This window comes from Mycolicibacterium mageritense (assembly GCF_010727475.1).
Classification (GTDB): Bacteria; Actinomycetota; Actinomycetes; order Mycobacteriales; family Mycobacteriaceae; genus Mycobacterium; species Mycobacterium mageritense.
This window is the reverse complement of the sequence record NZ_AP022567.1, coordinates 6,710,112-6,735,967: the sequence shown is the minus strand read 5'-3', so window position 1 is coordinate 6,735,967 and position 25,856 is coordinate 6,710,112. Positions and strand designations below refer to the sequence as shown.

Here is a 25,856-nt window from a genome sequence, read left to right as displayed (position 1 = left end):
CATTGCGGGACAGGAGAAACTCGAACGTGGCTCGCCTCCGACTACGGGGCGTTCTGCGACGACTTGATGTTCTCGCTGCAGAGCCGGTTGGCCCCGGGGGTGCGTGCCGGGCACCCGTTGAACTGAGTCGTGCAGCCGTCGACCCGGTGGGCGGCCAGGATGGCGCGGATGGTGCGCTTGCACCGGCCGCAGTCGGCCCCCGCGCCGCACGCGTCGGCGACCTGTTTGGACGTGGCGGCGCCCGCCGCGATGACCTCGTTGACGACGTGGCTGGTGGCTCCGGTGCACAGGCAGACAAACATCAGCTCACCCGGTCATCCGGCTCTTCGACGGTCATGATGTGCGCCAACTTGCCGACGAACAGGCTCGGGTATCCGCCGAACCCGGCCTTGGTCATCCATTCGGCGGCCGCGTCGGGGTGGTCGATCCAGCGTCGCGCGCTGACCTCGTCCTCGACCTCCTGCAGGATCATGACTTCCTGGCCGTCGTCGAGGGCCTGGTAGACCCATACCTTGCGGATACCGCTGTATTCGAAGCGGCTCAGCCCGTCGTGCACCTTGCGCATCAGGGTGGACACGTCGTCGACCACGGCGACCGCGCCGACGATGACGCCGGCCACGTACTCGTGCGGAGTGGGTTCGGCCAGATCGATTTTCTCGACCACCTCACCGCCGAATATCGGCGGGATGTCCTCGACACCGGAGATGTCGAACCATTCGAATATCGCCGGCGAGCGCAACACGTCCCGAATCGAGCGCGCCTGCCGGATCCCGATGGTCACGAGAACGCGCCCGGGTTCCCAAATGGAGGTGTACAACACCACGTGGTGCGCGCCGATCGTCGACAATGCCGCGCGATGTTTCTTCATCCATTTCCACATCTGATCGACGTCGTCGACCCGGAAATCGCAGGAAAGAATGAGCGAGTGCAAATCGTACTCACTCATGATTCCTGACCTTTCTGGGCGACCGTTCAGCGTGTTAGCGGAGTCTAACCTTAGTTAGGACAGGCAGTCCAGCCTTCGTGGCCACGCACGGGTCGGCCGGGCATCAGGGTTCGTCCGATCACCGCGCGACACCTCGCAATGCCGATTAACCATTGCGCCACACCGGGTTTTCTGCACTACATTGGATGTGCACGGCAAACAGCAACACTTGATCAGCCCTCAAGGTGCTTAGGAGCGACGATGCAAGGGGATGCGGACGTTCTGAAATTGCTCAACGAGCAATTGACGAGCGAACTCACGGCCATTAACCAGTATTTCCTCCATTCCAAAATGCAGGACAACTGGGGATTCACCGAACTGGCGGCACACACCCGTTCGGAATCATTTGAAGAGATGCGGCACGCCGAGGCGATTACCGATCGAATTCTGTTGCTCGACGGCCTGCCGAATTATCAGCGGTTGTTCTCCCTGCGCGTAGGGCAGACCCTGCGTGAGCAATTCGAGGCCGACCTCGCCATCGAATACGAGGTCGTCGCCCGGTTGAAGCCGGGCATCATCATGTGCCGTGAGAAGCAGGACGCGGTCACCGCCAACCTGTTCGAGACGATCCTCGGCGACGAGGAAGGCCACATCGACTACCTGGAGACCCAGCTGGAGTTGATGGACAAGCTCGGCGAGCAGCTCTACGCCGCGCAGTGCGTGTCGAGGCCGCCGCAGTAGCGCCTCGCGCACGTTTCAGCTCTCACTGCCTCGGGTAGCCGGTGAACCGCCGGTCACCCGGGGCAGTGGTGTTTGCGCCGTAACTTTTCTAGTGCATCTAACGATATGACTGCTGGGCCGGACACCCCGGCCGGCGAAAGGATGCCTATGACGAGCCCACCCACCACCGAGGACCGGCAACCGGCCGATGTGCTGCTGAGCCCGCGACGACGCAACCTCGTTTTCGTCGCGGTGCTGCTCGGGATGCTGCTCGCGGCACTGGATCAGACGATCGTGGCGACCGCGTTACCCACGGTGGTCGCTGATCTGGGCGGCGCGGGCCACCAGTCCTGGGTAGTCACCAGCTATCTGCTGGCGTCGACGATCGTCACGGCGGTGGTCGGCAAGGTGGGTGACCTGTTCGGTCGCAAGGTGGTCTTCCAGGGTGCGGTCGGATTCTTCATCGTCGGTTCGGTGCTGTGCGGACTGTCGGGATCGATGACCATGCTCGTGGCGTCGCGGGCCCTGCAGGGCATCGGCGGTGGCGCCATCATGGTCACCGCGACCGCACTGATCGGCGAGGTCATCCCGCTGCGCGACCGCGGCCGCTATCAGGGCGCACTGGGTGCGGTGTTCGGCGTCACGACGGTGATCGGGCCGCTGCTCGGCGGCTTCTTCACCGACCACCTGAGTTGGCGGTGGGCCTTCTGGATCAACATCCCCGTCGGCATCGTCGTGGTGATGGTCGCCGCCACCGCCATCCCGGCCTTGGCTCGCACCGACCGGCCGGTGATCGACTACGCAGGCATTCTGTTCGTCGGGCTCGGCGCGTCCGGGCTGACGCTCGCCACCAGCTGGGGTGGCGCGGAGTACGCCTGGACCTCACCCACGATCATCGGGCTGTTCGTCGGGTCGGTCATCGCGTTGGCGCTGTTCGTTCGCGCCGAACTCCACGCGGCCGAACCGATCCTGCCCATGCGGTTGTTCACCAGCCCCGTGTTCACGATGTGCTGTGTGCTGTCGTTCATCGTCGGCTTCGCGATGCTGGGCGCGCTGACATTCCTGCCGACCTTCATGCAGTTCGTCGACGGCGTCTCGGCGACCGAGTCGGGCCTGCGCACCCTGCCGATGGTGGCCGGGCTGCTGATCACGTCGACCGGCAGCGGTGCCCTCGTCGGCCGCACCGGCCGCTACAAGATCTTCCCGGTGGTCGGCACCGCCGTGATGGTGGTCGCGTTCCTGCTGTTGTCCCGGATGGATGCCGCGACACCGATGCCGCTGCAATCGCTGTACCTGTTCATTCTCGGCACCGGCATCGGGATGTGTATGCAGACGCTCATCCTCACGGTGCAGAACACCTCCCGGTTCTCCGATCTGGGCGTGGCGACATCAGGTGTGACGTTCTTCCGGACCATCGGAAGTTCTTTCGGCGCAGCCATATTCGGTTCGCTGTTCGCCAACTTCCTGGCCGGGCGCATCCCGGCGGCGCTCGCGGCGAGCGGCGCCCCGCCTGCCGCGGCCAACTCTCCCAAGGCCCTGCACGAGCTGCCCGCCGACGTCGCGGCGCCGATCGTCGACGCGTACGCCGACTCGCTCGGCATGGTGTTCATGTGGGCCGCGCCGGTCGCGCTGCTCGGCTTCGTCGTCGCGCTGTTCCTCAAAGAGGTGCCGTTGCGTGAGATGGATGCCACGGCAGCGCTCGACCTCGGTGAGGGGTTCGGCATGCCCAGCACCGAATCGGCCGAGAAAGTGCTGGAAACGGCGATCAGCCGGCTCATGCGCAACTCGCCGGAGATCCGGCTGCGCACCGTCGCGGGCGGGCCCGGGTGCGAACTGGACGTGGCCCGGCTGTGGGCGCTGCTGCAGATCTACCGGCAGAGCCAGGTGTTCGGCACCGCGCGGCTGACCGAGATCGGCGAGCGGCTGCACGTCCCGCACGAAGTCCTCGAACCGACCTTCGCGGGGCTGGTGGCCGACGGCTACGCGTTGCGTACGGGCGACCAGCTGTGGCTCACGCAGCACGGGCTGAGCCAGGTCGACGCGGTGTCGGCCGCGCTGGTGGGGCGGATCGTGGACAAGCTCGCCAAGTCACCGACCTTCGACGGCAGGCCGGACCGCATCCAGGTCGAAGCGGCCCTGGAGCGGATCGCCCATCGGTTTGTGCTGCAACGGGACTGGGGCGACGACCGCGCCGAACTGGCCGGGGCCGGAACGAAAAACTAGAACCTGTTCCAGATCCGGCGTCGCGCGCGTACCATTCGGCGCATGAGCCGTATCGGAGAGTTTCCCGACGACGACGTGGCAGGCTGGGTGCTGAGGTCGCCCGACATCGGCACCGCGATGGCCAACTTCACCAACGCGGTGTACACGAAAGGTCGCCTGCCGTTGCGCGTGCGCGAACTCGCGCGCATGGTGATCGCGCTCGACAACGAGTGCGTGGTGTGCCAGAACACCCGGGACTCCGACGGATTGGCGGCCGGAGTGGACGAGGATCTGTACGACCATGCGGGCGAATGGCAGAGCTGGCCCGGGTACAGCCCGCAGGAACGCATCGCCGCCGAGTTCGCCCACCGGTTCGCCACCGGCCACACCGAGCTGCGCGACGACGAGGATTTCTGGGAGCGCGCCGGTGAGCATTTCGACGCCGAACTGCTGACCGACCTGGCGCTGTCGTGTGCCATGTGGCTCGGCATGGGGCGCATGCTGCGCACGCTCGATATCGGCCAAAGCTGCAAGATCACGCTGTAGCTCACCGCCCGGCAGCGCAGAATGAGGTTGTGACATCCGCCAAACCTCTTGCCGCGGCTGCGATCGCCCAGCTCGAGTCCGACGGCGTTGCGACGCTGATCGGTACGGTCGTCAACCCGGCCGGCCTGATCCACGCGAAGACCGTTCCGCTGCGCCGCATGGGCATCTTCGCCGAGCCCGGACTGGGCGCGAGCCCGGTGTTCCACGCGTTCACCATCGACCAGACCGGCATCGTGTTCAGCGACGCCATCGGCGTCGTCGGAGACCAGCGCATCCGCATCGACCTCGGGGCCCTGCGCATCCTGGGCGACGGATTGGCCTGGGCCCCAGGCGCATTCTTCAACCAGGACGGATCCGCGGACCCGTACTGCAGTCGCGGCACGCTGAGCCGGGTACAGGACCGTCTGAGCGCGGCGGGCATCACAGCCCTCGTGGGCCACGAGATGGAATTCGTTCTGGTGGGGCCGGATGGCTCCCGGTTGCCGTCGGTGCTGTGGGCCCAGTACGGCTTGTCGGGGCTGCTGGAATTCGAAGGCTTCGTGCGCGATGTCACCAATGCCGCGACCGCGTCGGGCGTGGCCATCGAGCAGTTCCACCCCGAATACGGTGCCAACCAGTTCGAGATATCGTTGTCTCCGCAATCGCCCGTCGCTGCTGCCGATCAGCTGGTGCTCATGCGCATCATCACGGGGCGGGTCGCCAGGAAATATGGTCTGCGGGTCAGCCTGTCGCCAGTGCCGTTCGCGGGCAGTGTGGGATCAGGCGCGCACCAACACTTTTCCATGAGCAAGGGCGATACACCACTGTTCTCCGGCGGCTCCGGGACACGCGGCATGACCCCGGAGGGTGAAGCGGCAGTGGCCGGGCTGCTCGCGGGGCTGCCCGCGGCGCAAGGCGTGCTGTGTGGTTCCGTGCTGTCGGGCCTGCGGATGCAACCGGGCCACTGGTCCGGCGCGTACAACTGCTGGGGCACCGAGAACCGGGAAGCCGCAGTGCGTTTCCTGATCGGTGGTCCCAGCAACCCCTACGGCGCCAACGTCGAGGTCAAGGTCATCGACCCGTCGGCCAACCCGTACCTGGCCAGCGCGACCATCCTCGGGCTGGCCCTGCACGGCATCGAACAGCGCCTTGAGCTCGGCCCCGAGACCACGGTCGACCCGGCCGCGCTCAACGACGCGCAGCGCGCGCACGACGCCGTCGCGCAACTGCCCGCCACGCAGGCCGATGCGCTCACCGCACTTGACGCGTCAACGCTGCTGCGCGAGATCCTGGGCAACGAGCCCGTCGACGCGGTGCTCGCGGTGCGGCGCTACGAACAACAGAATTTCGGTCACCTTCCGCCCGACGAGCTTGCCGCGAAGTTCCGGATGGCCTGGAGCGTGTGAGTGAGCGCCTAGGGTTTGCCTGCCGGCGGCGGTGGTAATACTGGCGAGATGATCGGAAATCTTCGTTCCGTGGTTCTGGACTGTCGCGACCCCCGCGCCCTGGCCGCGTTCTACGCCGACGTGATCGGGGGAGAGGTGACGGTCCAGGACGACACGTGGGTGGTCCTGACCGATCCGAGCGGCCGAAGGCTCGCGTTCCAGTACTCACCCGAACACGAGCCGCCGACGTTTCCCGATCCGCGTGGATCCCAGCAGTTCCACCTCGACATCGAGGTCGACGATCCGGACGCCGCGTCGCGCGCAGTGGTCGAGGCCGGCGCGACCCGGGTAACCGACGCGGTCGGCGAGAACACCTTCCGGGTGTTCCGCGATCCCGCGGGGCACACGTTCTGCCTGGTGTGGGGTACGGACTAGACGAGCCCCGTCGCGTCGAACACCCAGGACATGTCGGCGTTCGCGAAGTCCGCCATCCAGGTCGGCGGCGCATGGTTGGCCAGCGCCCCCATGTCCCAGTAGTCCTTCCACAGCGCGATCTTGCCCGCCTCGACGCGGTGCACGGTGACGAACTTGAGCACCGCGCTTTCACCGGTGACCCAGTGCCATTCCTCGTGATGCTCGTACATCACGTCGCCGTCCTTCGCCAGCAGCAGGCCGGAGAAGTTCTCGTAGGACGCGAGCGGTTCGAGGCCGATCTTGAGGCGCTTGACGATGTCGTCCGGTCCTCTTGCCGCAGCAGCCGGGCCGACGGGCATGTCGAGGTAGATACAGTCCTCCGACAGGTAGGTCTTGAGCAGATCCCAGTTGCGGTCGGACAGGGCCTGCCACATACCGCGAACGGTGTCTTCAACTGACACTGGCGAATTCGCCTTTCTCCGTGGGGATGGACGGGGCGCGGTGGGCGGCCCGCAGGAACCGGCCGGTCCGGCGGGTGCCGACGAGGTCGGTGAGCTTGCCGTCGAGGAACACCGCGCGCCCGCCGACCAGCACGGCGTTGACCGTTTCGTCGTTGCGGTTCACCATCCGCGACAGCCCGCCGTAGTGGTCGACGGGGTTCTCGCGGTAGGCGTCGAGCGAGTCGTCGAGACGTTCTGGATCGATGACCACCACATCGGCGCGATCGCCGATACGCAGGTGGCCCGCGTCGAGGCGGTACCAGTCGGCGAGCTCGCCGGTGAGCCGGTGCACGGCCTGCTCGATGGTCATGAACGGCTGCCCCGCCTGCTCGGCGTCGCGGACGTGGCGCAGCAGTCGCAGGCCCATGTTGTAGAACGCCATGTTGCGCAGGTGGGCGCCGGCATCCGAGAAGCCCATCTGGATTCCCGGATCGCGGGCGAGCTTCTTGAGCACTTCGGGGCGGTGGTTGGAAATCGTGGTGCGCCACCGCAGCGAGGTGCCGTGCTCGAGTACGAGATCGAGGAACGCGTCGACGGGGTGCACACTGCCACGGTCCCGGCCGACCTCGCCGAACGACTTGCCGATCACGGATTCGTCCGGACAGGCGACGATTTGGGCGTCGAAGAAGTCGCGGTGCCACACCCGCACGCCGAACTTGTTGTCGTAGTCCTTGCGGAACTGCCTGCGATAGGACTCGTCGCGTAGCAGTTTGTTGCGTTCGACCTCGTCGCGCAGGTGCAACGCCGCGGCACCCGAGCCGAACTCCTCGAACACCACGAGATCGATACCGTCGGCGTAGACCTCGAACGGCACCGGAAGGTGCTGCCAGCGGAAATTGCCGCCGAGCGCGTTGACGGCGCGGGCGAGTGGGCCCATCATCAGGATCGCGTACGGATTGGCCTTGACATCGGCGGCCGAGAGCAGGCTGGTCTTCAACGGGTTGCGGAACATGCCGAGCGACTGGGCCAGTTGCGACATGAGGTTGAGCGGGTTCTGGATGTCGGGCCCGGACTGCAGCACGCGTCCGGAGCGGCGCAGCAGAGACTTGAGCCGACGCAGTTCGCGCGGTTTGGCATACGTCGATGGCAGTGTCCGGGACCGACAGGTTTCCCCGTCGATCTTGTCGAAAAGTAGTTGCTGCGACGACATTCCGACGAATCCGGCGTCGATCGCCTCTTTGAGCATCTGCTCCATCCTGACCTGTTCGGCGCGGGTCGGGCCGTCGTCCTTGCGGGTGGCCCGATCGAGGCCCATCACTGCGGTCCGCATGTCAGAGTGCCCGATGAACGCGGCGAGGTTCGGCCCGAGCGGCAGCGATTCGAGTGCGGCCACGTACTCGTCACAGTTCGACCAGGTCTTGTTGTTGTCGACCGCGGCGATGACCTGGTCCCGGGGGATGGCCTCGACCCGGCCGAACAGGTCACCGGCGTCGACACCCCCGACGTGCACCGTCGACAGCGAACACGAGCCCAGCATCACGGTCGTGACGCCGTGGCGCAGCGACTCCGACAACCCCGGCCCGTCCAGCACCTCGACGTCGTAATGCGTATGGATGTCCAGCATGCCGGGCAGCACCCACTTGCCGGTCGCGTCGATCACCTGCGGGCAGTCCGTCTCGTCGAGTTCTTCGGGCGAGATGGCAACCACGTGCCCGTCGCGAATGCCGATGTTGCGCACCGCCGACGGAGCGCCCGCGCCGTCGAACCAACGGCCGTTGCGAATGATTGTGTCGAAGCTCACCCCGACATCAGAACAGCGCGCGAGCGTCAGTGTCAACGAAAATCGTGAACAGATTCAGAAAAATGTCTACTAGCGCTTGTGTATATGCCCTGACCTGTGATTACAGCGGTGACCAGGCGTCGGGCACACGGCCGTCGAGATCGGTGAACCCGTACTGACGGGCGAGCTCGGCCGAGCTGACCGAGCGCTGGTTCCAGCGTGCTTTCTCGACGTCGGCGGCGATGGCCGCAACGCCGCGGCCGACGAAACGCGGGGTCTCGGACTCGGCGAACCCGGGCGGAGCCATCGGATAGCCGTCGGCGCGTGCCGGTTCGAGCGCGCACCGCCAGTTGGCTTCGGTGACGCCGTAGTTGTCGAGCATCATCTCCGAGCGCAGCCAGCCCGGGGTCACGGCCACGGCGGTCGCGCCGAACGGGCTCAGCTCGTGGCCGTGGCTGAAGGCCAGCCGGTTTCCCGCGACCTTCGCCAGGTCGTAGAACACTGAGAGTCGGTAGTTTTCCAGGTTGAATTCGCTTGTGCCGTCGGTGATTTCGACAAGAAGGCCGCCCGGGCGGTCGACCAGCAGCGGCAGCAGGCAATGGGAGGTGATCAAGTGGGTGTCGATGCCGAGCCGCAGGATGCGCAGTCCGTCGTCGAGGTCGTGCTGCCACATCGGCCTGCCCCAGGTGGGCGGCGGGCCCTTGAGGATCTCGGCTCCCCAGATGTCGTTGACCAGGATGTCGATGTGCCCGTGTTCGGTGGCGATGCGCCGCGCCAATTCGCGTACCTGCGCGATGTCGAGGTGGTCGACCTGCATCGCGATGCCGACTCCGCCCAGCGTAGACACGAGTTCGGCGGTTTCCTCGATGGTCTCCGGCCGCTGGTAGTCGGAGTCCCGGTTGCCGGAGACGCTGCTGCGGCCCGTGCAGATGACGGTGGCTCCCGCCTCACCGAGGCCCGCGGCGATGCCGCGACCGGCGCCGCGGGTCGCGCCGGCGACCACAGCGAGCCGACCCCGCAGGGCATTGGGGTCCGGTGTCCACGTCACCGCATGAGTATCCCGCCGCAAGTGGATCTGTCATGGCAGTTCGGCATTACCGCGCATACTCGGGTGGTGACTCCTTTACAGCGTTACATCGCGGAGGAAATCGCCACCGATCACATCGACGGGTTGCTGTCACGGCGTGAGGCCCTGCGCAGGCTCGCGCTGCTGGGCATGTCCGCGGCGGCGGCAGGCGCCCTGATCGCGGCGTGCGGGGAGAAGCAGCAGCCGGCGCCGTCCACGACCAGCACGAGCGCGACCGCCGCAGCGCCGCCGGGCGCCGCGGGCGCACTGCCCACCGAGCCCGTCACCTGGGCCGGCCCGGCCGGTGAATTGCAGGGTGCCTGGGCGCATGTCACCCAACCTCGCGGAGGCGTGCTCGTCGTCCACGAGAACAAGGGCCTCAACGACTACATCCGTTCGGTGACAGGCCGCTTCGCCGGTATCGGGTACTCCGCGCTGGCGATCGACCTGTTGTCCGGGCAGGGCGGCACCGGTGCATTTGCCGACCCGGCCGAAGCGACTGCGGCGCTCAGCAAGATCGGTCAGGACGAGTTCGTCGCGAACTTGAGATCCGGTGTCGACGAGCTGCAGCGCCGCGTGCCCGGGCGCAGGTTGGCGGCGGTCGGGTTCTGCATGGGCGGTGGCTTGGTGTGGCAGCTCTTGGCCGCGGGCGCGCCGCAACTCGCGGCGGCGATGCCGTTCTACGGGCCTGCCCCGGACAATCCCGACTTCGCGGGTTCCAAAGGTGTGGCGGTGCTCGCGTTCTACGGTGCGCTCGACCAACGCGTCAACGCCACCGAGCCGGTCGTGCGCGCCGCGCTCGAGCAGGCCGGCCTGGTCCACGACCTCGTCACCGAACCCGATGCCAACCACGCGTTCTTCAACGACACCGGCGACCGGTACAACGCGGCCGCGGCCGCCGACGCCTGGACCCGCGTGCGGGACTGGCTCGGTAAGTACGTCGGCTGATCCGGTGATGCCCTCCTGCCTTGTTCAACGCGTGTTCGCCCATCGGTCGGAGTCGCTTTGTTGACCGCACACACAGTCCGGTTCTGATTCTGCAATGCGGGTTGTCCAGGTTGCCAACTTCTACGGCCCGCGCTCGGGGGGCCTGCGAACCGCGGTGGACCGGCTGGGCGCGGAATACAGTGCCGCCGGCCACGACGTGTACCTGATCGTCCCCGGTGCCGAATCGCAACGGCATGTGCTGCCTTCGGGAGTCGTGCGAATCTCGTTGCCTGCCAGACGGATCCCGTTCACCGGCGGCTACCGTGCGGTTCTTCCCGGGCCGGTCACCGCGCTGTTGCGCCAGCTCGAACCCGACGCGCTCGAAGTCTCCGACCGGCTCACGTTGCGTTCGCTCGGACCATGGGGCAGGCGGCACCGGGTGGCCACGGTGATGATCTCGCATGAACGCCTGGACCGGCTGGTCGGCCAGGTGCTGCCGCGCTCGGCGGCCAGGGCCGTGGCCAACTTCGCCAACCGCCGTACCGCGGCCAACTACGACGCCGTGGTGTGCACGACCGCGTTCGCGCGTGAGGAGTTCGACCGCATCGGTGCCGAGAATGTCGCGACCGTGCCGCTCGGTGTCGATCTCGAACAGTTCCACCCGCGGCGGCACAGCGCGCAGATGCGGGGCCGGTGGGCTGCGCCGCAGCAGACGCTGTTGGTGCACTGCGGCAGGCTCTCGGTCGAGAAGCACGCCCATCGCAGCATCGATACGGTTGCCGCACTGAGGAATTCCGGTGTCGATGCCCGGCTGGTGGTGGTCGGTGAGGGGCCGATGCGGGCCCGGCTGGAACGCCAGGCGGCGCGCCTTCCTGTCGATTTCACGGGGTTCATCGGATGCCGCGACACCGTGGCCACGATCCTGGCGTCGGCCGATGTCGCGCTGGCTCCCGGGCCCCATGAGACCTTCGGGCTCGCCGCGCTTGAGGCACTCGCCAGCGGGACACCCGCGGTGGTGTCGCGCACGTCGGCGCTCGCGGAGATCCTCACGTCGGACAGCGGCGCGACCGCCGACAACGATCCGCTGGCCATCGCAGACGCGGTGACGTCCGTGATCAGCAGGCCGGAATCGCTGCGCCGCAGCAGTGCGCGACGACGGGCCGAACAGTTCACCTGGCCACGAGCGGCCGCCGGAATGCTCGACGTGCTCGGCGCCTGACCGACGCCAAGCGGTAACCGGCCGGGTTTTTGCGCACGATGACCACAGATCTGGTGTGCACCCCGCATCGATCCTATGGTCCCCGGTCATGTCCGAAACCAGCACGGTCCCCGAGTCTTTAGACAGCCCGCAAGCACCGGGTGACCGAAAACTGCGCGGCCACCTCGGGGTGTCGTCGATCGTCTTCATGGTTGTCGCGGCGGCCGCGCCGCTCGGCGTGATCGGCGGCGTCGTGCCGCTGGGCATCGCCTCGGGGAACGGTGCGGGCTTCCCCGCGACGTTCATCGTCTCGACCGTCGTGCTGCTGCTGTTCGCCGTCGGGTTCACCGCGATGACCCCGCACGTCGACGAGGCGGGCGCGTTCTTCTCGTATGTTCGTCAGGCGCTTGGGTTTCCCGCGGGCATCGGTGTCGCGTTCGTCGCGCTGGTGAGCTACGTGGCGCTGGAGGCCGGGGTGTACGGCCTACTGGGCCCGGCCGGTGCGAGCATCGTCGAGTTGGTGGGTGGCCGTGCGCTGCCGTGGTGGCTGTTCGCGGCCGTCGCCTTCGCGGTGACCACTTACCTCGGTTACCGCAACATCGAGCTGTCGAGCCGGGTGCTGGGGATCCTGCTCACCGCGGAGATCGCGATCGTACTGGTGCTCGATCTGGTGATCGTCGCGCGCGGTGGGGATCACGGGCTGTCATCGGGCATCGTCAACCCGAGCGCGGTCTTCTCCGGAAGTCTCGGCATCGGACTGCTTTTCGCGATCATCAGCTACGTGGGCTTCGAGGCGACCGCGATCTTCCGCGACGAGGCCCGCACACCCGAGCGCACGATCCCGCGGGCCACCTACGCTGCGCTGATCCTGATCGGCGTCTTCTACGCGGTGACCAGCTGGGCGCTCATCTCCGGCTGGGGCGACGACCAGGCCGTCGCGCGAGCCACAGACTCCGGCAGCACGTTCCTCGGTGACACCGCGCACCGCTACCTCGGAGTGGCAGGCGCCGACATCATCACGGTGCTCTACTTCACGAGCCTGTTCGCATGCATCCTGGCCTTCCACAACGTGGCCTCGCGCTATGTCTTTGCGCTGTCGCAGCGCGACGTGCTGCCTGCCACCCTCAGCCGGCCGCACGATCGGCACGGCTCACCACATCAGGCGTCCCTGTGGATCTCCGGCGTGGTCGCGGTCAGCGTGCTGCTGGCGGTGGTGTTCGGCCTCGACCCGGCCGCGCAGTTCTACACGTGGTTCGCCGGCGCGACGACGGTCGGCGTGGTGGTGCTGATGATCGCCACGAGCATCGCGGTGCTGGTGTTCTTCGCCCGTGACCGGCGCGGCAATTCCGGGTGGCGCGTACGGGTTGCGCCTGCGCTCGGTTTGGTGGGGCTGCTGGGTGCCCTGGTGCTCATCCTGGCCAACCTGAACGATCTCGTCGGCGGCTCGAGCGTGCTCGCGTGGGTGATCGTCGGGGTGCTGATCGCGGCCTTCGCAGCGGGCGCCGTGGTCGGTACCCGGGCGGGGAAGAGCGCATGACCGTCAACGGCATTGTCGAGCGGGTTACCCAGACACCCGAGCGGGAGCTGGTGCGCGGCCTCGACGACGGCTCGATCACCGAAGTCGAGGTGGCCTGGAGTGATCCGTTCGGTCATGCGCAGGGCAAGCGCATTCCTGCGACGGGTTTCCTCGACCGGGCCCGGGGCAGTGGATTCGCCTTCTGTGAAGCCTCTTTGGGCTGGAACACCGACGGCACCGTGATCGACTCACTTAGGCTGACCAATTGGGACGGTGGCTATCCGGACGTCCACGCGGTGCCGGACCTCACGACGTTCCGCCGCCTGCCATGGCGGCCCACGGCCGGCCACGTGATCTCCGACATCGTCGCCCATGACCGGCGGCCCTCCCTGCTCGATCCCCGGGCGGTGCTCAAGCGCGTGCTCGCGCAACTGGCCGCGCTCGGTTACACCGCGAAAGTCGGTGTGGAGCTGGAGTTCTACCTGCTCGATCCGGACGGTTCGCCGTTCCAGCACGACATCCATGCCTATTCGCTGGAGAACGCCAACGCGCTCGACCCGCTGCTGAGCGATCTGCACGAGACCCTCTGCGCGTTCACGCGCCTGGAGGGCATCGAAACCGAGTACGGCCCAGGGCAGATCGAGACCAACCTGATCTACACCGATGCGCTCGAAGCCGCCGACGATGCGGCGCGGTTGAAGTACGCCGCCAAGGAGGTCGCGCGCAGGCACGGCAAGATCGCGAGCTTCATGCCCAAGCCGTTCACGGAACACTCGGGTAGCTCGGCGCACCTGCACATATCGCTGTGGCGGGACGGAGCGCCGGCGTTCGCGTCGACCGACGGTTCCGAGAACGCGTTGGCGCTCAACGCAATCGGTGGGCTGCTCGAACACCTGCCGTCGATCACGCTGTTCGGCGCGCACTCGGTCAACGCCTACCGGCGGTTCACCCCGGATTCGTTCGCTCCCGCGACGGTCACGTGGAGCCGCGACAACCGAAGCGCGGCGGTGCGATCGCTCGTGGAATCCGATCCGGCCGCCACCCGTATCGAATTGCGCAGCGGCGCATCGGATGCCAACCCGTACTGGTTGATCGCCGCCGCACTGGCGGCGGTGATCGCCGGGATCAGGGCCGACCGCACGCCACCGGCAGCAGAGGGTGGCAACCTGTACGGCAAGGGCACGCCGCTGCCCGAGTCGTTGGGCGTGGCGATCGCGCTCGCGACCCAGGACGACACCATCACCGACATTCTCGGTACCGACTCGGTACACGACTTCGCGGCGATCGCACGCAGCGAATGGCAGACGTACACCCAGCACGTCAGCGATTGGGAACTGCGGCGTTACCTGGCCACCTCATGACGGCGACCACACCCCGGGTGGGAACGAGTCGCCGGCAGCCGCTGGGCGGTTCGGTGGGGGACCGGCTGGCCCGGCTGCCGGGAATCGTCGCGGATCTCGCTCGCGAGGATGTTGCCGCCGAGCGCGACCGGGTCTTGCAGTACGGCGCGGTCGACCGCCTGCGCGCAGCGGGTCTGCTCGGGATGCGGGTACCGGTCCGCTACGGCGGGCCGGGCGGCAGCGTCCGCGACGTGCTCGGGGTGGTCATCGAAGTCGCGCGGGCCAGTTCCAATGTGGCGCAAGCACTGCGTGCCCACTTCGGCTACTCCGAGCGTTTGCTCAGCAACCGAGCCGACGAGGCCGAGCGCAAGCTGTGGTTCGCCCGCGTCAACGAGGGGCTGGTGTTCGGCAACGCGATAACCGACGGCACCGGACGGTCGCCGTCGAGTGCCGACACCACCGTACTGCCCGCTGCGGACGGAACGCTGCGGCTCAACGGCTACAAGTTCTATTCGACCGGATCGCTGTTCGCCGACGTCATCGCCGTCTCGGCGATCGACGCCGAAGGCCGCGACGTGCAGGTGATCGTGCCGACCGAGCGTCGCGGGGTCGAATTGTTCGACGACTGGGACGGTTTCGGCCAGCGCCTGACCGCCAGCGGCGGAACCAGGTTCACCGACGTCGTCGTGCAACCCGACGAGGTGACGACCGCGTCGGACGGCAAGCACATCGGTCACAGCACGACATTCCTGCAGTTGTACCTGGCCGCGGTCGCTGCGGGTATCGCGCGCGGCGTGGTCGACGACGCGGTCGCCTACGTCCGGAACCGGGCACGTCCGGCGGCCCACGCCCTGGCCGGCACCGCGGCGCAGGATCCGTTCGTGCTACAGGCGGTCGGCGACATCGCTGCCGAAGCGGCGGCGGCCACAGCGTTGGTGCTCACCGCCGCCGACGCGATCGACGCTGTGGTGGACGGCGGCCGCGGGCACGACGCGCCGGCGCTGGCCGACCTCGCGATAACGGTCGCACACGCGCAGCTGGTCGCCGAGCGCCTCACGCTGTCTGCCGCCGAGCGGTTGTTCGACACCGGAGGGGCGTCGGCGACGTCCCGGGCGCTCAATCTGGACCGGCACTGGCGCAACGCTCGCACGGTGGCCAGTCACAACCCGCTGGCCTACAAGTCCCATGCCGCAGGCAACTACGCGGTCAATGGCGTGTGGCCGCCTGCCAACGGGTACTTCTGACCCGGGATCGGCGAAAGGGGGCACTCGTGGTGCGTGCCGCATCGATAATCGGTCTGGACGTAAACCTCAGGGGCCGCCATGAAACTCACGAAGTTCCTGCTGTGCGTGGCAGCGTGTCTGGCGGTGGTGCTCACGGCGGCGTGTGATCAGCCGGGCAGCACCGCCACGCGCGAGTCGGGCACCGACACGATGACTGCCAGTCCCACGCCCGAGCCGCCGCCGAGCGGGCCGGCGATCACCATCGCGGGCATGGGCTTCAGCGGATCCCTCACGGTGCCGCCGGGAGCCACCGTGACCGTCGTCAACGACGACGAGGTCGAGCATTCCGTGACCTCGCGCACCAAGGATCTGTTCGACGTGCATGTGGACGGCAAGAAGCGGGCGACGTTCACCGCGCCGTCGGAGCCGGGTGACTACGCCTTCTACTGCATCTACCACCCGGCGATGAAGGGCACGCTGACGGTCAGCTGACCTCGGCCGCCTTGCGCGGAGGGTAGCGCAGGACGGCGGCTACGCCGTCAGCGGGCGAGATGCCGTCGTCGCCCACGACGTCGGCGTCGATCGAGATCGCCACCATCGGCAGGGCCTCATCGGCCCGGAACGTGTGCGTCGGTGCCGCGCCCTGCTCGGACAACACCTCGGCATTGGGGGCGAGTGTGCTCAGATTGTCACCGGCCAACACGGTTGCAGCTCCGACATCGCCGACGATCAGGGTCTCGACCGCGCCCGCCCGAAGCGCGGCACACACACCGGGAAGCCCTTCGGCCGCGAGTCCCGAGCCTTGTCCGACCGCGGTCCGGAACTGTTCTTCGATTTCGCCGAGCCGCTCATGGTGTCGCGCAGCGAGGTGCGTGGCGACGCTGTCGGCGAGTTCTAGCTCGTCGAACCCGGTGTGCCGCGCGCCGGTGTGCAACTGGACCACCCGTGCGGCGACCCGTTTCGGCAGTGCGGCGACCAGATCACTGCGGGACTGAACCTCACCGACGACGAAGACCAGATCGGGTGCGCAATCGTCGACGATCGTGGTGAGCCTGTCCGCGACAGCCCGGATGTTGGTCCGTCGGGCTTCCTCGGTACGGGGCTGAGGGTCGCCGTATCCGGACGTCTCCGGGCCGCCGGCCTTGTGGACGGGATACGCTCCGCCCTCGACTGTTTCGGTGTTCACGCCGCCGCTGTGCACCTCGATGTCCGCACCGTTGTGGTCCACGGCGACCAGGACATACGGAACCTCGTCGGTACCGTGCTCGATGACCGGCATGACGTAGGGCAATTCCGAGAACCGGACGACCGGGGTGGCCGGCGCCCAGTCGAGAACCTCGTCGATCAGCACTCCGTCCGGGCTCGCCACGAGGCCCCGGCCGCCGCGGCCCACTCCGGGCCGGGATTCGACGACCGCCCGCTGCAGGTGCTCGACGACCTTGGCGGGTGCGTCCTGACGCTCGAGCTCTTCGCGGAGACCCCGCCATTTCAGCTCGAGCTGAGCGGTGGCATCGGCGGTGTCGTGCGAATCGTCGAAGTAGACCGATGCGTACGGCCCGGCTCCGGTCAACAGTGGACGGAAGCGTTCAGAGTGCATGGTGCCTCCCTTCGTGGAAGTTGCGCGCTTCCACTGGGGTGCCCGCCTGGCGGCTCGGCAAACCAGCGCGTCCGCCCCCACCTACCAGGCGACCGGCAACCGCTTGATGCCGTGGATGAACGCCGACTGCAGACGGTCGGGCTCCTCGACCGCCGCGATACCCGGCAGCTGTCTGTGCAGTTCCTCGAACGCCAGGGTGATCTCACGGCGTGCCAGGTTGGCGCCGAGGCAGAAATGGGCGCCGCCGCCGCCGAACCCGACGTGCGGATTGGGATGCCTGCGCACATCGAACAGCCACGGGTTGTCGAACTTCGACTCGTCGCGGTTGGCCGACCCGTACCACAATGTGACCTTGGCGCCCGCGGCGAGCGGTGTTCCGCCGAGTTCGGTGTCGCGGGTGACGGTGCGGCGCATGTAACTCACCGGTGAGGCCCACCGCACGATCTCTTCGACCGCGGTGGGGGCGAGCTCGTCGAAGTGCGCCCACCAATCCTGACGCTGCTCGGGGTGGCGGGTGAGCGCCAGGACGCCGTGACTGATGGCATTGCGGGTGGTTTCGTTGCCCGCCACGACCAGCAGGATGAAGAACGAGGCCACCTCGGCCGAGGTCAGGCGCTCCCCGTCGACCTCGGCCTGCACGAGGCTGGTGGTCAGATCCTCGGTCGGCGACGACCGCCGATCGTCGGCCATCGCGGTGGCGTAGGCGCCGATGTCCATTGCGACGTGGAAGAACTCGTCGAAGTCGGTGGTCAGGTCCGGGTCGCCGAACCCCAGAATCACGTTGGTCCAGTGAAAGATTCGCTGATGGTCGGCTTCCGGGATGCCCATCATGTCGCAGATGATCTGCAGCGGCAGCGGACCGGCGAGCTCGGTGACCAGTTCCGCCTGACCGTCCGGGTGGCGGGCCACCATGTCGGCGACGAGTCTGCGCGCCCGGTCCCGCACCGAATCTTCGATCAGTGCCACGACTCGCGGGGTGAACGCGCTGCGCACAATGTTGCGCAGCCGGGTGTGCCGCGGATCGTCCATTGCGATCATCGAGCCGAAATACTCGGCCAGCTCCGGGGTTTGGTCGCCGATCGTGATGCCCGACGCGGACGAGAAGATGTCCGGGTGCCTGCTGGCGTAGAACACGTCGTCGTATCGTGTCACGGCCCAGTGACCTGCGCTGTCGGAGAAGCCTTCCTGGTAGAACGCCGGGTGATAGGAGATCGGCGCCTCACGTCGCAGTGTCGCGAAGGCACCGTCGCGGTAGTCGTCGTCCAGGGCCCAGAAGTCCCAACCGAGGTCGACGTCGGCCAGCGGTACTTCGGGTGGTGCCGTCCCGTTCGCCCGGATGGTCAGTGTCACGGCGGCCGCCCTTCGTCGTCGAAGAATGCTGGTTTTCAGGGTACGGCGCACGGGGCTGCGCACCCGGATGTCACGACACGGTCAGCGTGCGCAGGCGTGGCCAGATCACCGACCACGGTTGGCCGCGTCCCGTCAGCAGGTGGATTCGCATGTCGTCGCCCACTTTTCCGACGGTGTGTTCGCTCGTGAAGTATTCCCGTAGGGCCGCGGGGTCTTTGCCGATGAAGAGCACGGTCTCGGCGGTGTCCGGCGGTGGGGTGAAGTAGCCGTAACTGCGGTTGGGGCTGTACGCGCTCGGCAGTCCGTACTGCGATGCGTAGCCGTCGAGATAGGCCGCCACGATGTAGGACTCGCCGAGCAATGCGGTGTGCTCCCGCTGGGCGGGCGGCAGCCCGCGGAACACCTGGGCGGTGTCACGCGCGATGCGTTCACCGATGTCGGACCGGTTGATCTGGACCGACAGCACGAGCATCGCGACGGCGGCGATCACACTTACCACGCACGCCGCATGGAGCCACCGGCGGCCCCGCCCGGGCCCGCGCGCCCATCGGGTTTGCAGGCCGAGTGCTCCGGCGGCGGCGAACGGCGCGTACAGCCCGGCCAGATAGTAGGGACGGCCCTGCAGTGCGATGAATGCGACGAACAGGACCACGCCCGTTGCGAGGATGAACCGATAGTCACGCATCGTGGTGTCCCGCAGCAGTCGCCATGCGCCGTAGCCCATCAGGACCACGCCAAGCACCCCGGCGTAGAGGATCAGCTGCACCGCGATGCCCGGTCTGCCGCCGTACAGCGCTCCTGCCTCGCCCGCCACCACTTCGGTCATCTGCAGTTGGGGCCAACCGTGGGTGTGTTGCCACCACACGGTCGGGGCGGCAATGAACACCGCGATCACGGCGCCGAGCCACAAGGCCGGCCGGCACAGCATCGCGCGCGGCCCGAACATTGCGATGCTCGCCAACATCACCAAACTCAGCAGCACCACCTGAAACTTCGTCATCGCGGCCACCCCGACGACGATGCCGGCAGCGATCAGCACTCGGTCCCGGCGTGTTCGGACCCACCGCATCAGCAGCCACACGAGCAGCAACCATTGCGCGGGTTCGAGGCTGTACGGCGTCAGCCAGTGCCCGGTCAGACTCGGCCACAGTGCGGTCGCCTGGGCGAGCGCGGTGAGCGCCTGCGCACCCCGGCCACCGCCGAGCTCGCGCGCGATCAGGCCCGCGAGCACCACCGCGGCCGCGGTGGCCAGAATCGCGGGCGCCCGCAGCACCAACTGCGCGCCTGGCGCGAGCCCGTCGGCGAGTGCTGCCAGTGCAGGCGTGACAGGGGGCTGGTCGGCCGAGCCCCAGTCCAGGTGAAAGCGGCCGATGGCCAGCATGTAGACCTCGTCGAACCAGTACCCGCGGCCCAACAGCGCTGCGCCACAATGAGCTAACGCGGTCAGCGCCGCTATCGGCAGAACTGCGGCTGCAGCGAATTGTGGCAGGGGCCGGCTCGGCTCCTCACCCTGGTGCTCGGCCATCCGGCCCAGACTAGTGGCGAACGCAACGACCGCCGGGCGTAACACGGCGTCGGCTCCGCTCGATATGCCACAGGGGTGGACGTCTCGCTGCGGTGAAGTCGCAAGGCGTTGCGGTGCTGGGCCATTGGGGGATGACCCAGCACCTGGGTCGCCACAGTAGGAGGTTCTGGATGAATTTGACGAAGATCGTGGCTGCGGGGCTGACAGTGGGTGCGCTGGGTTTCGGCGCCACCGCATACGGTATGCCTGCCGCCTCGGCGAGCCCCATCGCGCCGGCCCCACTCAAGCCCGGACACGGCAACGACGATTGCTTCCCGTTCTGTGACGGGGGCGGGCCCGGGCGGGGTGGCCCTGGCCCAGATTTCAATCGCGGTGGCCACTGGGACGACCATTGGGATGACAAGGGCCCGTGGTGGGCCAACAACCGGCACGACTGGTGGGACGACCGCAACGGCCCGCCGCCGTGGGGTTGGGGTCCGCCGCCACCGGTACAGTGGCGCGGTGGTCCGCTGCCACCCACCATCAACTACTGGGGGTACAACCTGAACCCGGTGTGGGACAACGGGTTCCGCCAGTGGGGCGTGTGGCTGTTCGGCGTGTGGATCCCGATTTTCGGAGTCGGCGTCGGCTGATCGGACCGCGGGCAGGCGGGTATCCGGACGCTGCGTGAAGGTGACGCGGCGACCGGGTGCCCGTCAGCCCGTTTCCAGGTTCTGACCGTAGTCGTCCTCGACGTCATGCCGGACGACGTGGACTTTGCCGCGCGGCTGACAGGCTGCGTAACCGTGGTACTTGCCGTACAGCTCCCACGCGGTGTGGTGGGCTGCGGCCCGCGCGTCGATCCGATGCCCGTCGGAGAACTGCAGGTGCAGGCTGCCGTCGTCGTCGTCCCATTCGGCGACGCTGCACTGCTGGCCGGCGAAGTCGAACAGCGGGCGCTGCACGTCGGTGATCGCGGTCGGGTCGACGGTGACCACTTCGGATGCGTCGTGTTCGGTGGCCGGCAGGGTCAGGTCGATCGGCACCGAGATCACGAGTTCGTTGTAATCACTCAGGTTCAGTACGAGGCCGTCGCGAAACATGATCCGCTGGACCAAGCACCCCTGGATCCACAATTCGGACATAACTTCACTGTGAACCTCCTGAACACCGGGCACAAGTGGCCCGCTCCGGGTGTTGTGGTAGGCGTGACTGAAGAGGTGAAGATCCGTTTCGGTGTCGGCCTCGGTGCCGACACCGAGCCCAGCGAACTGGACGGCATCGTCGACCATCTGGAAAGCGCCGGCGTGGACTCGGTGTGGTTCTCCGAACTGGTCTACACCCCGGCCGTGGATCCGTTCATCGGCATGGCCTACGCGCTGTCGCGCACCCGCCGGCTGAAGGTCGGTACCTCGGTCGCGATCCTGCCCGGCCGGCACCCGGTGCTGGTGGCCAAGCAGCTGGCGTCGTTGGCGGCGCTGGCACCCAAGCGAGTGTTGCCCGCGTTCGGCCTGCACTCGGCGATACCGGAGGAGCGCGACGTCTTCGTGGTGCCCGGCCGTCGTGCCGCCGTGTTCGACGAGGCGCTGCAGCTGTTGCGCTCCGTGCTGGGGCGTGACGACGTGTCGTTCGACGGCGACTACTTCACGGTGCGCTCGGCGCGGGTGCAACCGCTGCCGAGCCGGCCGATCGACGTCTGGCTCGGCGGCTCTGCGCCCGCCGCACTGAGGCGCGTGGGCCGGTTGGGCGACGGCTGGCTGGGCAGCTTCCTGACCCCGGCCGAAGCGGGCGCTGCCCGGGCCCGCATCCAACACGAGGCCGCTGCCGCCGGCCGCGAGATCGAACCCGACCATTTCGGTCTGTCGCTCGCGGTGGGCGACGGAACCGTGTCCGACGACGTGCTCGGCGCGGTCCGGCGGCGTCGACCCGACGTGGATCCCACCGAGCTGGTGGCCGCCGACTGGCCCGCGCTGCACCGCCAACTGGACGCGTACCTCGCCGCGGGGCTGAGCAAGTTCGTCGTTCGTCCCGCGGGCGCGATGGACCGCGAGGTGTTCCTCGGCCGTTTCGTCGACGAATTGCTGCCCAGACAGAACTGAGTGTTGTGCTGAAACCGGTCCCGTTGAACCCTGCCGTGCCTACGGTCGTGTCATGGGTGTGATCAGCGCACGCGCGCTGCACGCCGAGCCGAGGAGATGGTGTGATGAGGACGCGATTCTGGCGGCTTGTGACCGGTGTCCTTGCGGCGTTGTCCGTGGCGGTGGCGCTGGTCGCCGCGCCTGACGCGACTGCTGACGACCGGCTGCAGTTCACCGGCACGACATTGTCCGGTGCCCCGTTCAGCGGGGCCACGCTGGCGGGCCGTCCCGCGGTGCTGTGGTTCTGGACACCGTGGTGTCCGTTCTGCAACGCCGAGGCGCCGTCGGTCAGCCAGGTGGCCGCGGCGAATCCGCAAGTCACCTTCGTCGGGGTGGCAGCGCGGTCCGACGTGGCGGCAATGCAGGCCTTCGTGGACAAGTACCACCTGAACTTCACCAATCTCAACGACGCCTACGGTTCGATCTGGGCCCGCTACGACGTGCCTTGGCAGCCGGCCTACGTCTTCTACCGTCCGGACGGGTCGTCGACGTTCGTCAACAACCCCACCTCGGCGATGCCGCAGCAGGAGTTGGCCGGCCGCGTCGCGGCGTTGAACGCCTAGTTCCTCGGTGAATGACAACCTGCTGGGCTTGGCGTTCGGCGCCGGTCTGGTGGCCGCGCTGAATCCATGCGGATTCGCCTTGCTCCCTGGCTATCTCGCGTTCGCCGTGCGGGGCGGATCGTCCTCAGGGGCGCTCAGCGCGCTGAGCCGGGCGGTGCTGGCCACCACGGTGATGACTGCGGGGTTCGTCGCGGTGTTCGGCGCGTTCGGGGCGCTGACGGTGGCGGCGGCCGGCACGGTGCAGCGCTACCTGCCCTACGCCACCATGGTCATCGGCCTGCTGCTGATCGGCTTGGGTGGTTGGCTGCTGGCCGGGCGGCACTTCGGCCTGCTCGTGCCCGGCGTGCTCGCACGCCGCACCCGGTGGGCTCCGAGTGCGCGGCTGGGCTCGATGTTCGGCTACGGCGTCGGCTATGCGGTCGCGTCGCTGTCGTGCACGGCCGGCCCGTTCCTCGCCGTCACCGGCGCCGGGATGAGGTCGGGGACGCCGACGCACACGGCAGGTGTGTTCCTCGCCTATGCAGCCGGTTTCGCGCTGATCGTCGGTGTGCTGGCAGTGGCCGCCGCGCTCGCAGGCACCGCCGTGGTGGACCGGCTGCGTCGAATTGTGCCGTACGTCAACAGGATCAGCGGTGCGCTGCTGATCGTGGTCGGCGCTTACGTCACCTACTACGGCCTCTACGAGGTTCGCTTGTTCACCGCGGGTGGCAACCCGACGGATCCGGTGATCGCCGCCGCGGGCCGGCTGCAGGGCACGCTCGCCGGATGGGTCCATCGCCACGGGGCATTGCCGTGGGTTGTGACGCTGGGCGGGCTGGTCGCGTTGGCGCTGATCTGGTGGACGGTGGTCAGATTCGGCGGGTCAAATCGGCGCGCACGTCCGGCCACGGCGGCCGGCGCACCATCGCCAGCGTCGCGAAAGTTGCTGCGACCAGGCCGATGACCTCGCCCAGCAGCGCGACCCGGGTGTGGTCGACCGCCGCGGTCCAGGTGGGCTTGCCGTCCTTGACGACGAACACGCCGAGGGGTTTGGCCGTGACCCGGCCATCGCGTGACCTGACGGTGCTCACCGGGATGACTGTGGCGCCGTCCGGGGTCTGATACGGCTCACCGAACACCCGGGAGCCATCGGCGGTCAATTCCTCGATCGTGTCGGGCAAGCGCATATTCGGGTTTCCTTCGTGTTCGGGTGCTCTAGCGGTCGAATTCGAGATCGTCGTCCAACGGCACCGCGATCGCCTGCTCCAGCAGGTCGGCTTCGTCGGCCTCCGTGAACGGCGAGATCCGCACCCGCCCAGGGCTCAGCGCGGCATCGTCATCGTCGTCGACGGTGACGGGGGTGAGTTGCTCGACCGCGTCGGCTTCCGGGGCATCGTCATCGAACCCACGATCGGCGGCAGTTGGCATGATCGTCCCTCCCTGGTAGGCCCGTCAATGACCATTCACGATTGTCCTACCAGCCTACGGACGTTTCAACGTGGTGAGTCGTCGATCACCGCGCGGGCGGGCCCGGCCGGGCCTGGGCGGCATCGCGCCTGCGGGCCGCCATGCCCGCCAGGGCTTCGAAGACCACGCGGTGCGCGGCGTTCACGGTGAGCTCGGCGTGATCGTAGGCGGGCGACACCTCGACCACGTCCACGCCTGCGACGTCGTGGCTGTAGCAGAGTTGGCGCACCATCCTGAGCAGATCGGCACTGGTGATACCGCCCGGCTCCGGGGTGCCGGTACCCGGCGCGTGGGCCGGGTCGAGTACATCGATATCCACTGAGAGATAAAGTTTTTCGGCCTTGGCGAGGGCTTCCCCGACAGCGTCGGACATGACCTCCTTGAAGCCGCGGTCCCAGATCTCCTGCATCGTGTGCCAGGTCATGCCCTGCTCGAGCATCCACTCGAACGTGTCCTGCGGTGGCCAGTATCCGCGCAGGCCGACCTGCACGAAGTGGGTGCCCGGCACGGCGCCCGACTCGATCAGCCGCCGCATCGGCGTGCCGTGGCTGGCCAGGTTGCCCTCGATGGTGTCAGCCGTGTCGGCGTGCGCGTCGAAATGCACGATGCCGACATTGCCGTAGCCGTGCACGTCGGCCACCGCGGTGGCCGACGGCCAGGTGATCGAGTGGTCGCCGCCCAGCACCACGGGAACGATGCCGCGCGAGGCCACCGCGTGCACCCGCTCCCGGATGTTGGCGTGGGACACCTCGGTCTGCCCGTGCGGACAGTACGCGTCGCCGAAGTCGACGACCTCGAGCCAGTCGAAGATCTCCAGGCCGAGATCCAGGTGATAGGTGCCCGGTTCGTAGGCAGTCGCGCGGATGGCCCGCGGCCCGAACCGGGCACCCGGACGATTGGTGGTCGCGATGTCGAACGGGGCACCGACGATGGCCACGTCGGGTCGCCATGAGTCGAGTTGTTCGACCTCGGTGAGAAACGGCCGGTGCCCGAACGAAACCAGCCCCGAGTGCGGCAGATCGAGTTGCTCGGCCATTCCCGGCGGCAGATCACGCTGTGGCCCGTGTTCGTGGTGGTCACCCATGGGCCGACATTAGCTCCGCGCCTGCCGCGCCGAGCGAACCTCGCGGAATTCGTCAGCTATTACCCCGCAACAGAACTGAGGGCCGCGCGCAGCTTCTCGGGGATCGGACGCTTACCCCAGTCCTCGGTCGACACCACGACATAGACGTTGCGTCCCCGGATGGCCTCCCGTTCCGGTGCCGCCTGGCCCGCGGCCAGCACCGTGAAGCCCAGGCTGAAGCTCGTCGTCCCCAGATGCCGGCAGTCGACCGCCACCCGCACCGCATCCCGCCACCGCACCGGGGACACATAGTCGATCTCGCTGTGCACGACCTGCAGGTCGAAGCCCGAACCGATCAAACCGGGATAACTCACGTCGAGGTGGTCGAACAAGCCGGTCATCGCTTCGTCGAACCACGTGAGGTAATGACCGTTGAACACCACGCCCTGCTGGTCGATCTCGGCGTAGCGCGGCACGATCGGAAAACTGAACCCGGTCACTGGTGCTCCTCCTGCGACGGCATCGTCGGTCACC

General features: G+C 67.6%; 28 protein-coding genes. 15 read left to right on the top strand and 13 right to left on the bottom strand.

What is annotated here, in order from left to right; translation table 11 throughout:
* Positions 1-41: 41 nt before the first annotated feature.
* Together G6N67_RS32485 and G6N67_RS32480 are read right to left on the bottom strand one after the other, a co-directional pair.
* Positions 42-302, bottom strand: a complete 261-nt coding sequence (locus tag G6N67_RS32485) for a (2Fe-2S)-binding protein (RefSeq protein ID WP_036440015.1) — start codon at positions 300-302, stop codon at positions 42-44.
* On the bottom strand, positions 302-946 hold the full coding sequence (locus tag G6N67_RS32480; RefSeq protein ID WP_036440017.1) for a hypothetical protein: 645 nt from the start codon (positions 944-946) through the stop codon (positions 302-304). Before G6N67_RS32480 ends, G6N67_RS32485 begins: the two co-directional genes overlap by 1 nt.
* A 240-nt stretch (positions 947-1,186) precedes the next feature.
* Here G6N67_RS32480 and bfr point away from each other — a divergent pair, with 240 nt between their 5' ends.
* From bfr to G6N67_RS32455, 5 genes are all read left to right on the top strand, one after another.
* Positions 1,187-1,666 carry a bacterioferritin gene (bfr, locus tag G6N67_RS32475; protein WP_036440020.1) on the top strand — a complete coding sequence of 160 codons (480 nt, stop codon included), beginning with the start codon at positions 1,187-1,189 and terminating at the stop codon, positions 1,664-1,666.
* 147 nt (positions 1,667-1,813) lie between these two features.
* On the top strand, positions 1,814-3,868 hold the full coding sequence (locus G6N67_RS32470) for an MDR family MFS transporter (RefSeq protein ID WP_036440023.1): 2,055 nt from the start codon (positions 1,814-1,816) through the stop codon (positions 3,866-3,868).
* Between the two features lie 42 nt (positions 3,869-3,910).
* Entirely contained in the window at positions 3,911-4,393 is a 483-nt protein-coding gene (locus tag G6N67_RS32465) for a carboxymuconolactone decarboxylase family protein (protein WP_036440025.1), read from the top strand.
* A 29-nt stretch (positions 4,394-4,422) separates the two neighbouring features.
* Complete coding sequence (locus G6N67_RS32460) at positions 4,423-5,778, top strand: type I glutamate--ammonia ligase (protein WP_036440027.1); 1,356 nt, start codon at positions 4,423-4,425, stop codon at positions 5,776-5,778.
* Between the two features lie 48 nt (positions 5,779-5,826).
* Positions 5,827-6,192 (top strand): VOC family protein, encoded by a 366-nt coding sequence (locus tag G6N67_RS32455; RefSeq protein ID WP_036440031.1) that lies wholly within the window; start codon positions 5,827-5,829, stop codon positions 6,190-6,192.
* On the opposite strand, the gene G6N67_RS32450 is transcribed toward G6N67_RS32455, so the two are convergent.
* The 3 genes from G6N67_RS32450 to G6N67_RS32440 form a co-directional block, all read right to left on the bottom strand.
* Positions 6,189-6,632 (bottom strand): nuclear transport factor 2 family protein, encoded by a 444-nt coding sequence (locus tag G6N67_RS32450; RefSeq protein WP_036440033.1) that lies wholly within the window; start codon positions 6,630-6,632, stop codon positions 6,189-6,191. The two genes, G6N67_RS32455 and G6N67_RS32450, sit on opposite strands and share 4 nt — an antisense overlap.
* A complete protein-coding gene (locus G6N67_RS32445; protein ID WP_036440035.1) occupies positions 6,622-8,412 on the bottom strand; it encodes an N-acyl-D-amino-acid deacylase family protein in 1,791 nt (596 codons plus the stop codon). Before G6N67_RS32445 ends, G6N67_RS32450 begins: the two co-directional genes overlap by 11 nt.
* Before the next feature lie 100 nt (positions 8,413-8,512).
* A complete protein-coding gene (locus G6N67_RS32440) occupies positions 8,513-9,439 on the bottom strand; it encodes an SDR family oxidoreductase (RefSeq protein WP_036440036.1) in 927 nt (308 codons plus the stop codon).
* 66 nt (positions 9,440-9,505) lie between these two features.
* Between G6N67_RS32440 and G6N67_RS32435 the strand changes: the two genes are divergently transcribed.
* From G6N67_RS32435 to G6N67_RS32410, 6 genes are all read left to right on the top strand, one after another.
* A complete protein-coding gene (locus tag G6N67_RS32435) occupies positions 9,506-10,405 on the top strand; it encodes a dienelactone hydrolase family protein (RefSeq protein WP_036440761.1) in 900 nt (299 codons plus the stop codon).
* Positions 10,406-10,499: 94 nt separating this feature from the next.
* Entirely contained in the window at positions 10,500-11,603 is a 1,104-nt protein-coding gene (locus tag G6N67_RS32430; protein WP_036440040.1) for a glycosyltransferase, read from the top strand.
* An 88-nt stretch (positions 11,604-11,691) separates the two neighbouring features.
* A complete protein-coding gene (locus G6N67_RS32425; RefSeq protein WP_036440043.1) occupies positions 11,692-13,119 on the top strand; it encodes an APC family permease in 1,428 nt (475 codons plus the stop codon).
* The gene (locus G6N67_RS32420) at positions 13,116-14,459 is read left to right on the top strand and encodes a glutamine synthetase family protein (protein WP_051579186.1); all 1,344 of its coding nucleotides are present in this window, start codon (positions 13,116-13,118) and stop codon (positions 14,457-14,459) included. Before G6N67_RS32425 ends, G6N67_RS32420 begins: the two co-directional genes overlap by 4 nt.
* 17 nt (positions 14,460-14,476) lie before the next feature.
* A complete protein-coding gene (locus G6N67_RS32415) occupies positions 14,477-15,682 on the top strand; it encodes an acyl-CoA dehydrogenase family protein (protein WP_036440767.1) in 1,206 nt (401 codons plus the stop codon).
* 78 nt (positions 15,683-15,760) lie between these two features.
* Complete coding sequence (locus tag G6N67_RS32410; RefSeq protein ID WP_036440046.1) at positions 15,761-16,153, top strand: cupredoxin domain-containing protein; 393 nt, start codon at positions 15,761-15,763, stop codon at positions 16,151-16,153.
* Here G6N67_RS32410 and G6N67_RS32405 read toward each other — a convergent pair.
* The 3 genes from G6N67_RS32405 to G6N67_RS32395 all read right to left on the bottom strand — a co-directional run bounded on the left by G6N67_RS32405 (position 16,146) and on the right by G6N67_RS32395 (position 20,133).
* Positions 16,146-17,258: an Rv2629 family ribosome hibernation factor gene (locus G6N67_RS32405; RefSeq protein ID WP_036440048.1), complete on the bottom strand. Its 1,113-nt coding sequence runs from the start codon at positions 17,256-17,258 to the stop codon at positions 16,146-16,148. The two genes, G6N67_RS32410 and G6N67_RS32405, sit on opposite strands and share 8 nt — an antisense overlap.
* An 81-nt stretch (positions 17,259-17,339) precedes the next feature.
* Entirely contained in the window at positions 17,340-18,608 is a 1,269-nt protein-coding gene (locus G6N67_RS32400; protein WP_036440051.1) for a cytochrome P450, read from the bottom strand.
* Between the two features lie 70 nt (positions 18,609-18,678).
* Positions 18,679-20,133 (bottom strand): glycosyltransferase family 39 protein, encoded by a 1,455-nt coding sequence (locus G6N67_RS32395; protein ID WP_063835188.1) that lies wholly within the window; start codon positions 20,131-20,133, stop codon positions 18,679-18,681.
* A gap of 170 nt (positions 20,134-20,303) precedes the next feature.
* Here G6N67_RS32395 and G6N67_RS32390 point away from each other — a divergent pair, with 170 nt between their 5' ends.
* Positions 20,304-20,765, top strand: coding sequence for a hypothetical protein (locus G6N67_RS32390; protein WP_051579188.1), 462 nt, complete (start codon positions 20,304-20,306; stop codon positions 20,763-20,765).
* A 63-nt stretch (positions 20,766-20,828) separates the two neighbouring features.
* Here the strand turns inward: G6N67_RS32390 and G6N67_RS32385 are convergent, their stop codons facing one another.
* Positions 20,829-21,257: a DUF6188 family protein gene (locus G6N67_RS32385; RefSeq protein WP_036440058.1), complete on the bottom strand. Its 429-nt coding sequence runs from the start codon at positions 21,255-21,257 to the stop codon at positions 20,829-20,831.
* Between the two features lie 75 nt (positions 21,258-21,332).
* Between G6N67_RS32385 and G6N67_RS32380 the strand changes: the two genes are divergently transcribed.
* From G6N67_RS32380 to G6N67_RS32370, 3 genes are all read left to right on the top strand, one after another.
* Positions 21,333-22,211, top strand: a complete 879-nt coding sequence (locus G6N67_RS32380; protein WP_036440060.1) for a TIGR03854 family LLM class F420-dependent oxidoreductase — start codon at positions 21,333-21,335, stop codon at positions 22,209-22,211.
* 104 nt (positions 22,212-22,315) lie between these two features.
* Positions 22,316-22,813, top strand: a complete 498-nt coding sequence (locus G6N67_RS32375) for a disulfide bond-forming protein DsbE (RefSeq protein ID WP_036440062.1) — start codon at positions 22,316-22,318, stop codon at positions 22,811-22,813.
* 7 nt (positions 22,814-22,820) lie between these two features.
* Positions 22,821-23,756 carry a cytochrome c biogenesis CcdA family protein gene (locus G6N67_RS32370; RefSeq protein ID WP_051579189.1) on the top strand — a complete coding sequence of 312 codons (936 nt, stop codon included), beginning with the start codon at positions 22,821-22,823 and terminating at the stop codon, positions 23,754-23,756.
* On the opposite strand, the gene G6N67_RS32365 is transcribed toward G6N67_RS32370, so the two are convergent.
* The 4 genes from G6N67_RS32365 to G6N67_RS32350 form a co-directional block, all read right to left on the bottom strand.
* The gene (locus G6N67_RS32365) at positions 23,662-23,979 is read right to left on the bottom strand and encodes a hypothetical protein (RefSeq protein ID WP_036440064.1); all 318 of its coding nucleotides are present in this window, start codon (positions 23,977-23,979) and stop codon (positions 23,662-23,664) included. The genes G6N67_RS32370 and G6N67_RS32365 overlap by 95 nt on opposite strands.
* Before the next feature lie 28 nt (positions 23,980-24,007).
* Entirely contained in the window at positions 24,008-24,220 is a 213-nt protein-coding gene (locus tag G6N67_RS32360; protein WP_036440066.1) for an Rv3202a family protein, read from the bottom strand.
* Between the two features lie 85 nt (positions 24,221-24,305).
* Positions 24,306-25,295, bottom strand: coding sequence for an agmatinase (gene speB / locus G6N67_RS32355; protein WP_370466294.1), 990 nt, complete (start codon positions 25,293-25,295; stop codon positions 24,306-24,308).
* A 107-nt stretch (positions 25,296-25,402) separates the two neighbouring features.
* Positions 25,403-25,822: an acyl-CoA thioesterase gene (locus tag G6N67_RS32350; protein WP_036440072.1), complete on the bottom strand. Its 420-nt coding sequence runs from the start codon at positions 25,820-25,822 to the stop codon at positions 25,403-25,405.
* Positions 25,823-25,856: the final 34 nt, after the last annotated feature.

Bases quoted from the DNA above. Each gene is read 5' to 3' on its own strand.
- G6N67_RS32485 (WP_036440015.1), bottom strand. From the start codon at position 302: ATGTTTGTCTGCCTGTGCACCGGAGCCACCAGCCACGTCGTCAACGAG.
- G6N67_RS32480 (WP_036440017.1), bottom strand. From the start codon at position 946: ATGAGTGAGTACGATTTGCACTCGCTCATTCTTTCCTGCGATTTCCGG.
- bfr (WP_036440020.1), top strand. From the start codon at position 1,187: ATGCAAGGGGATGCGGACGTTCTGAAATTGCTCAACGAGCAATTGACG.
- G6N67_RS32470 (WP_036440023.1), top strand. From the start codon at position 1,814: ATGACGAGCCCACCCACCACCGAGGACCGGCAACCGGCCGATGTGCTG.
- G6N67_RS32465 (WP_036440025.1), top strand. From the start codon at position 3,911: ATGAGCCGTATCGGAGAGTTTCCCGACGACGACGTGGCAGGCTGGGTG.
- G6N67_RS32455 (WP_036440031.1), top strand. From the start codon at position 5,827: ATGATCGGAAATCTTCGTTCCGTGGTTCTGGACTGTCGCGACCCCCGC.
- G6N67_RS32430 (WP_036440040.1), top strand. From the start codon at position 10,500: ATGCGGGTTGTCCAGGTTGCCAACTTCTACGGCCCGCGCTCGGGGGGC.
- G6N67_RS32425 (WP_036440043.1), top strand. From the start codon at position 11,692: ATGTCCGAAACCAGCACGGTCCCCGAGTCTTTAGACAGCCCGCAAGCA.
- G6N67_RS32420 (WP_051579186.1), top strand. From the start codon at position 13,116: ATGACCGTCAACGGCATTGTCGAGCGGGTTACCCAGACACCCGAGCGG.
- G6N67_RS32410 (WP_036440046.1), top strand. From the start codon at position 15,761: ATGAAACTCACGAAGTTCCTGCTGTGCGTGGCAGCGTGTCTGGCGGTG.
- G6N67_RS32405 (WP_036440048.1), bottom strand. From the start codon at position 17,258: ATGCACTCTGAACGCTTCCGTCCACTGTTGACCGGAGCCGGGCCGTAC.
- G6N67_RS32395 (WP_063835188.1), bottom strand. From the start codon at position 20,133: ATGGCCGAGCACCAGGGTGAGGAGCCGAGCCGGCCCCTGCCACAATTC.
- G6N67_RS32390 (WP_051579188.1), top strand. From the start codon at position 20,304: ATGAATTTGACGAAGATCGTGGCTGCGGGGCTGACAGTGGGTGCGCTG.
- G6N67_RS32385 (WP_036440058.1), bottom strand. From the start codon at position 21,257: ATGTCCGAATTGTGGATCCAGGGGTGCTTGGTCCAGCGGATCATGTTT.
- G6N67_RS32375 (WP_036440062.1), top strand. From the start codon at position 22,316: ATGAGGACGCGATTCTGGCGGCTTGTGACCGGTGTCCTTGCGGCGTTG.
- G6N67_RS32365 (WP_036440064.1), bottom strand. From the start codon at position 23,979: ATGCGCTTGCCCGACACGATCGAGGAATTGACCGCCGATGGCTCCCGG.
- G6N67_RS32360 (WP_036440066.1), bottom strand. From the start codon at position 24,220: ATGCCAACTGCCGCCGATCGTGGGTTCGATGACGATGCCCCGGAAGCC.
- speB (WP_370466294.1), bottom strand. From the start codon at position 25,295: ATGGCCGAGCAACTCGATCTGCCGCACTCGGGGCTGGTTTCGTTCGGG.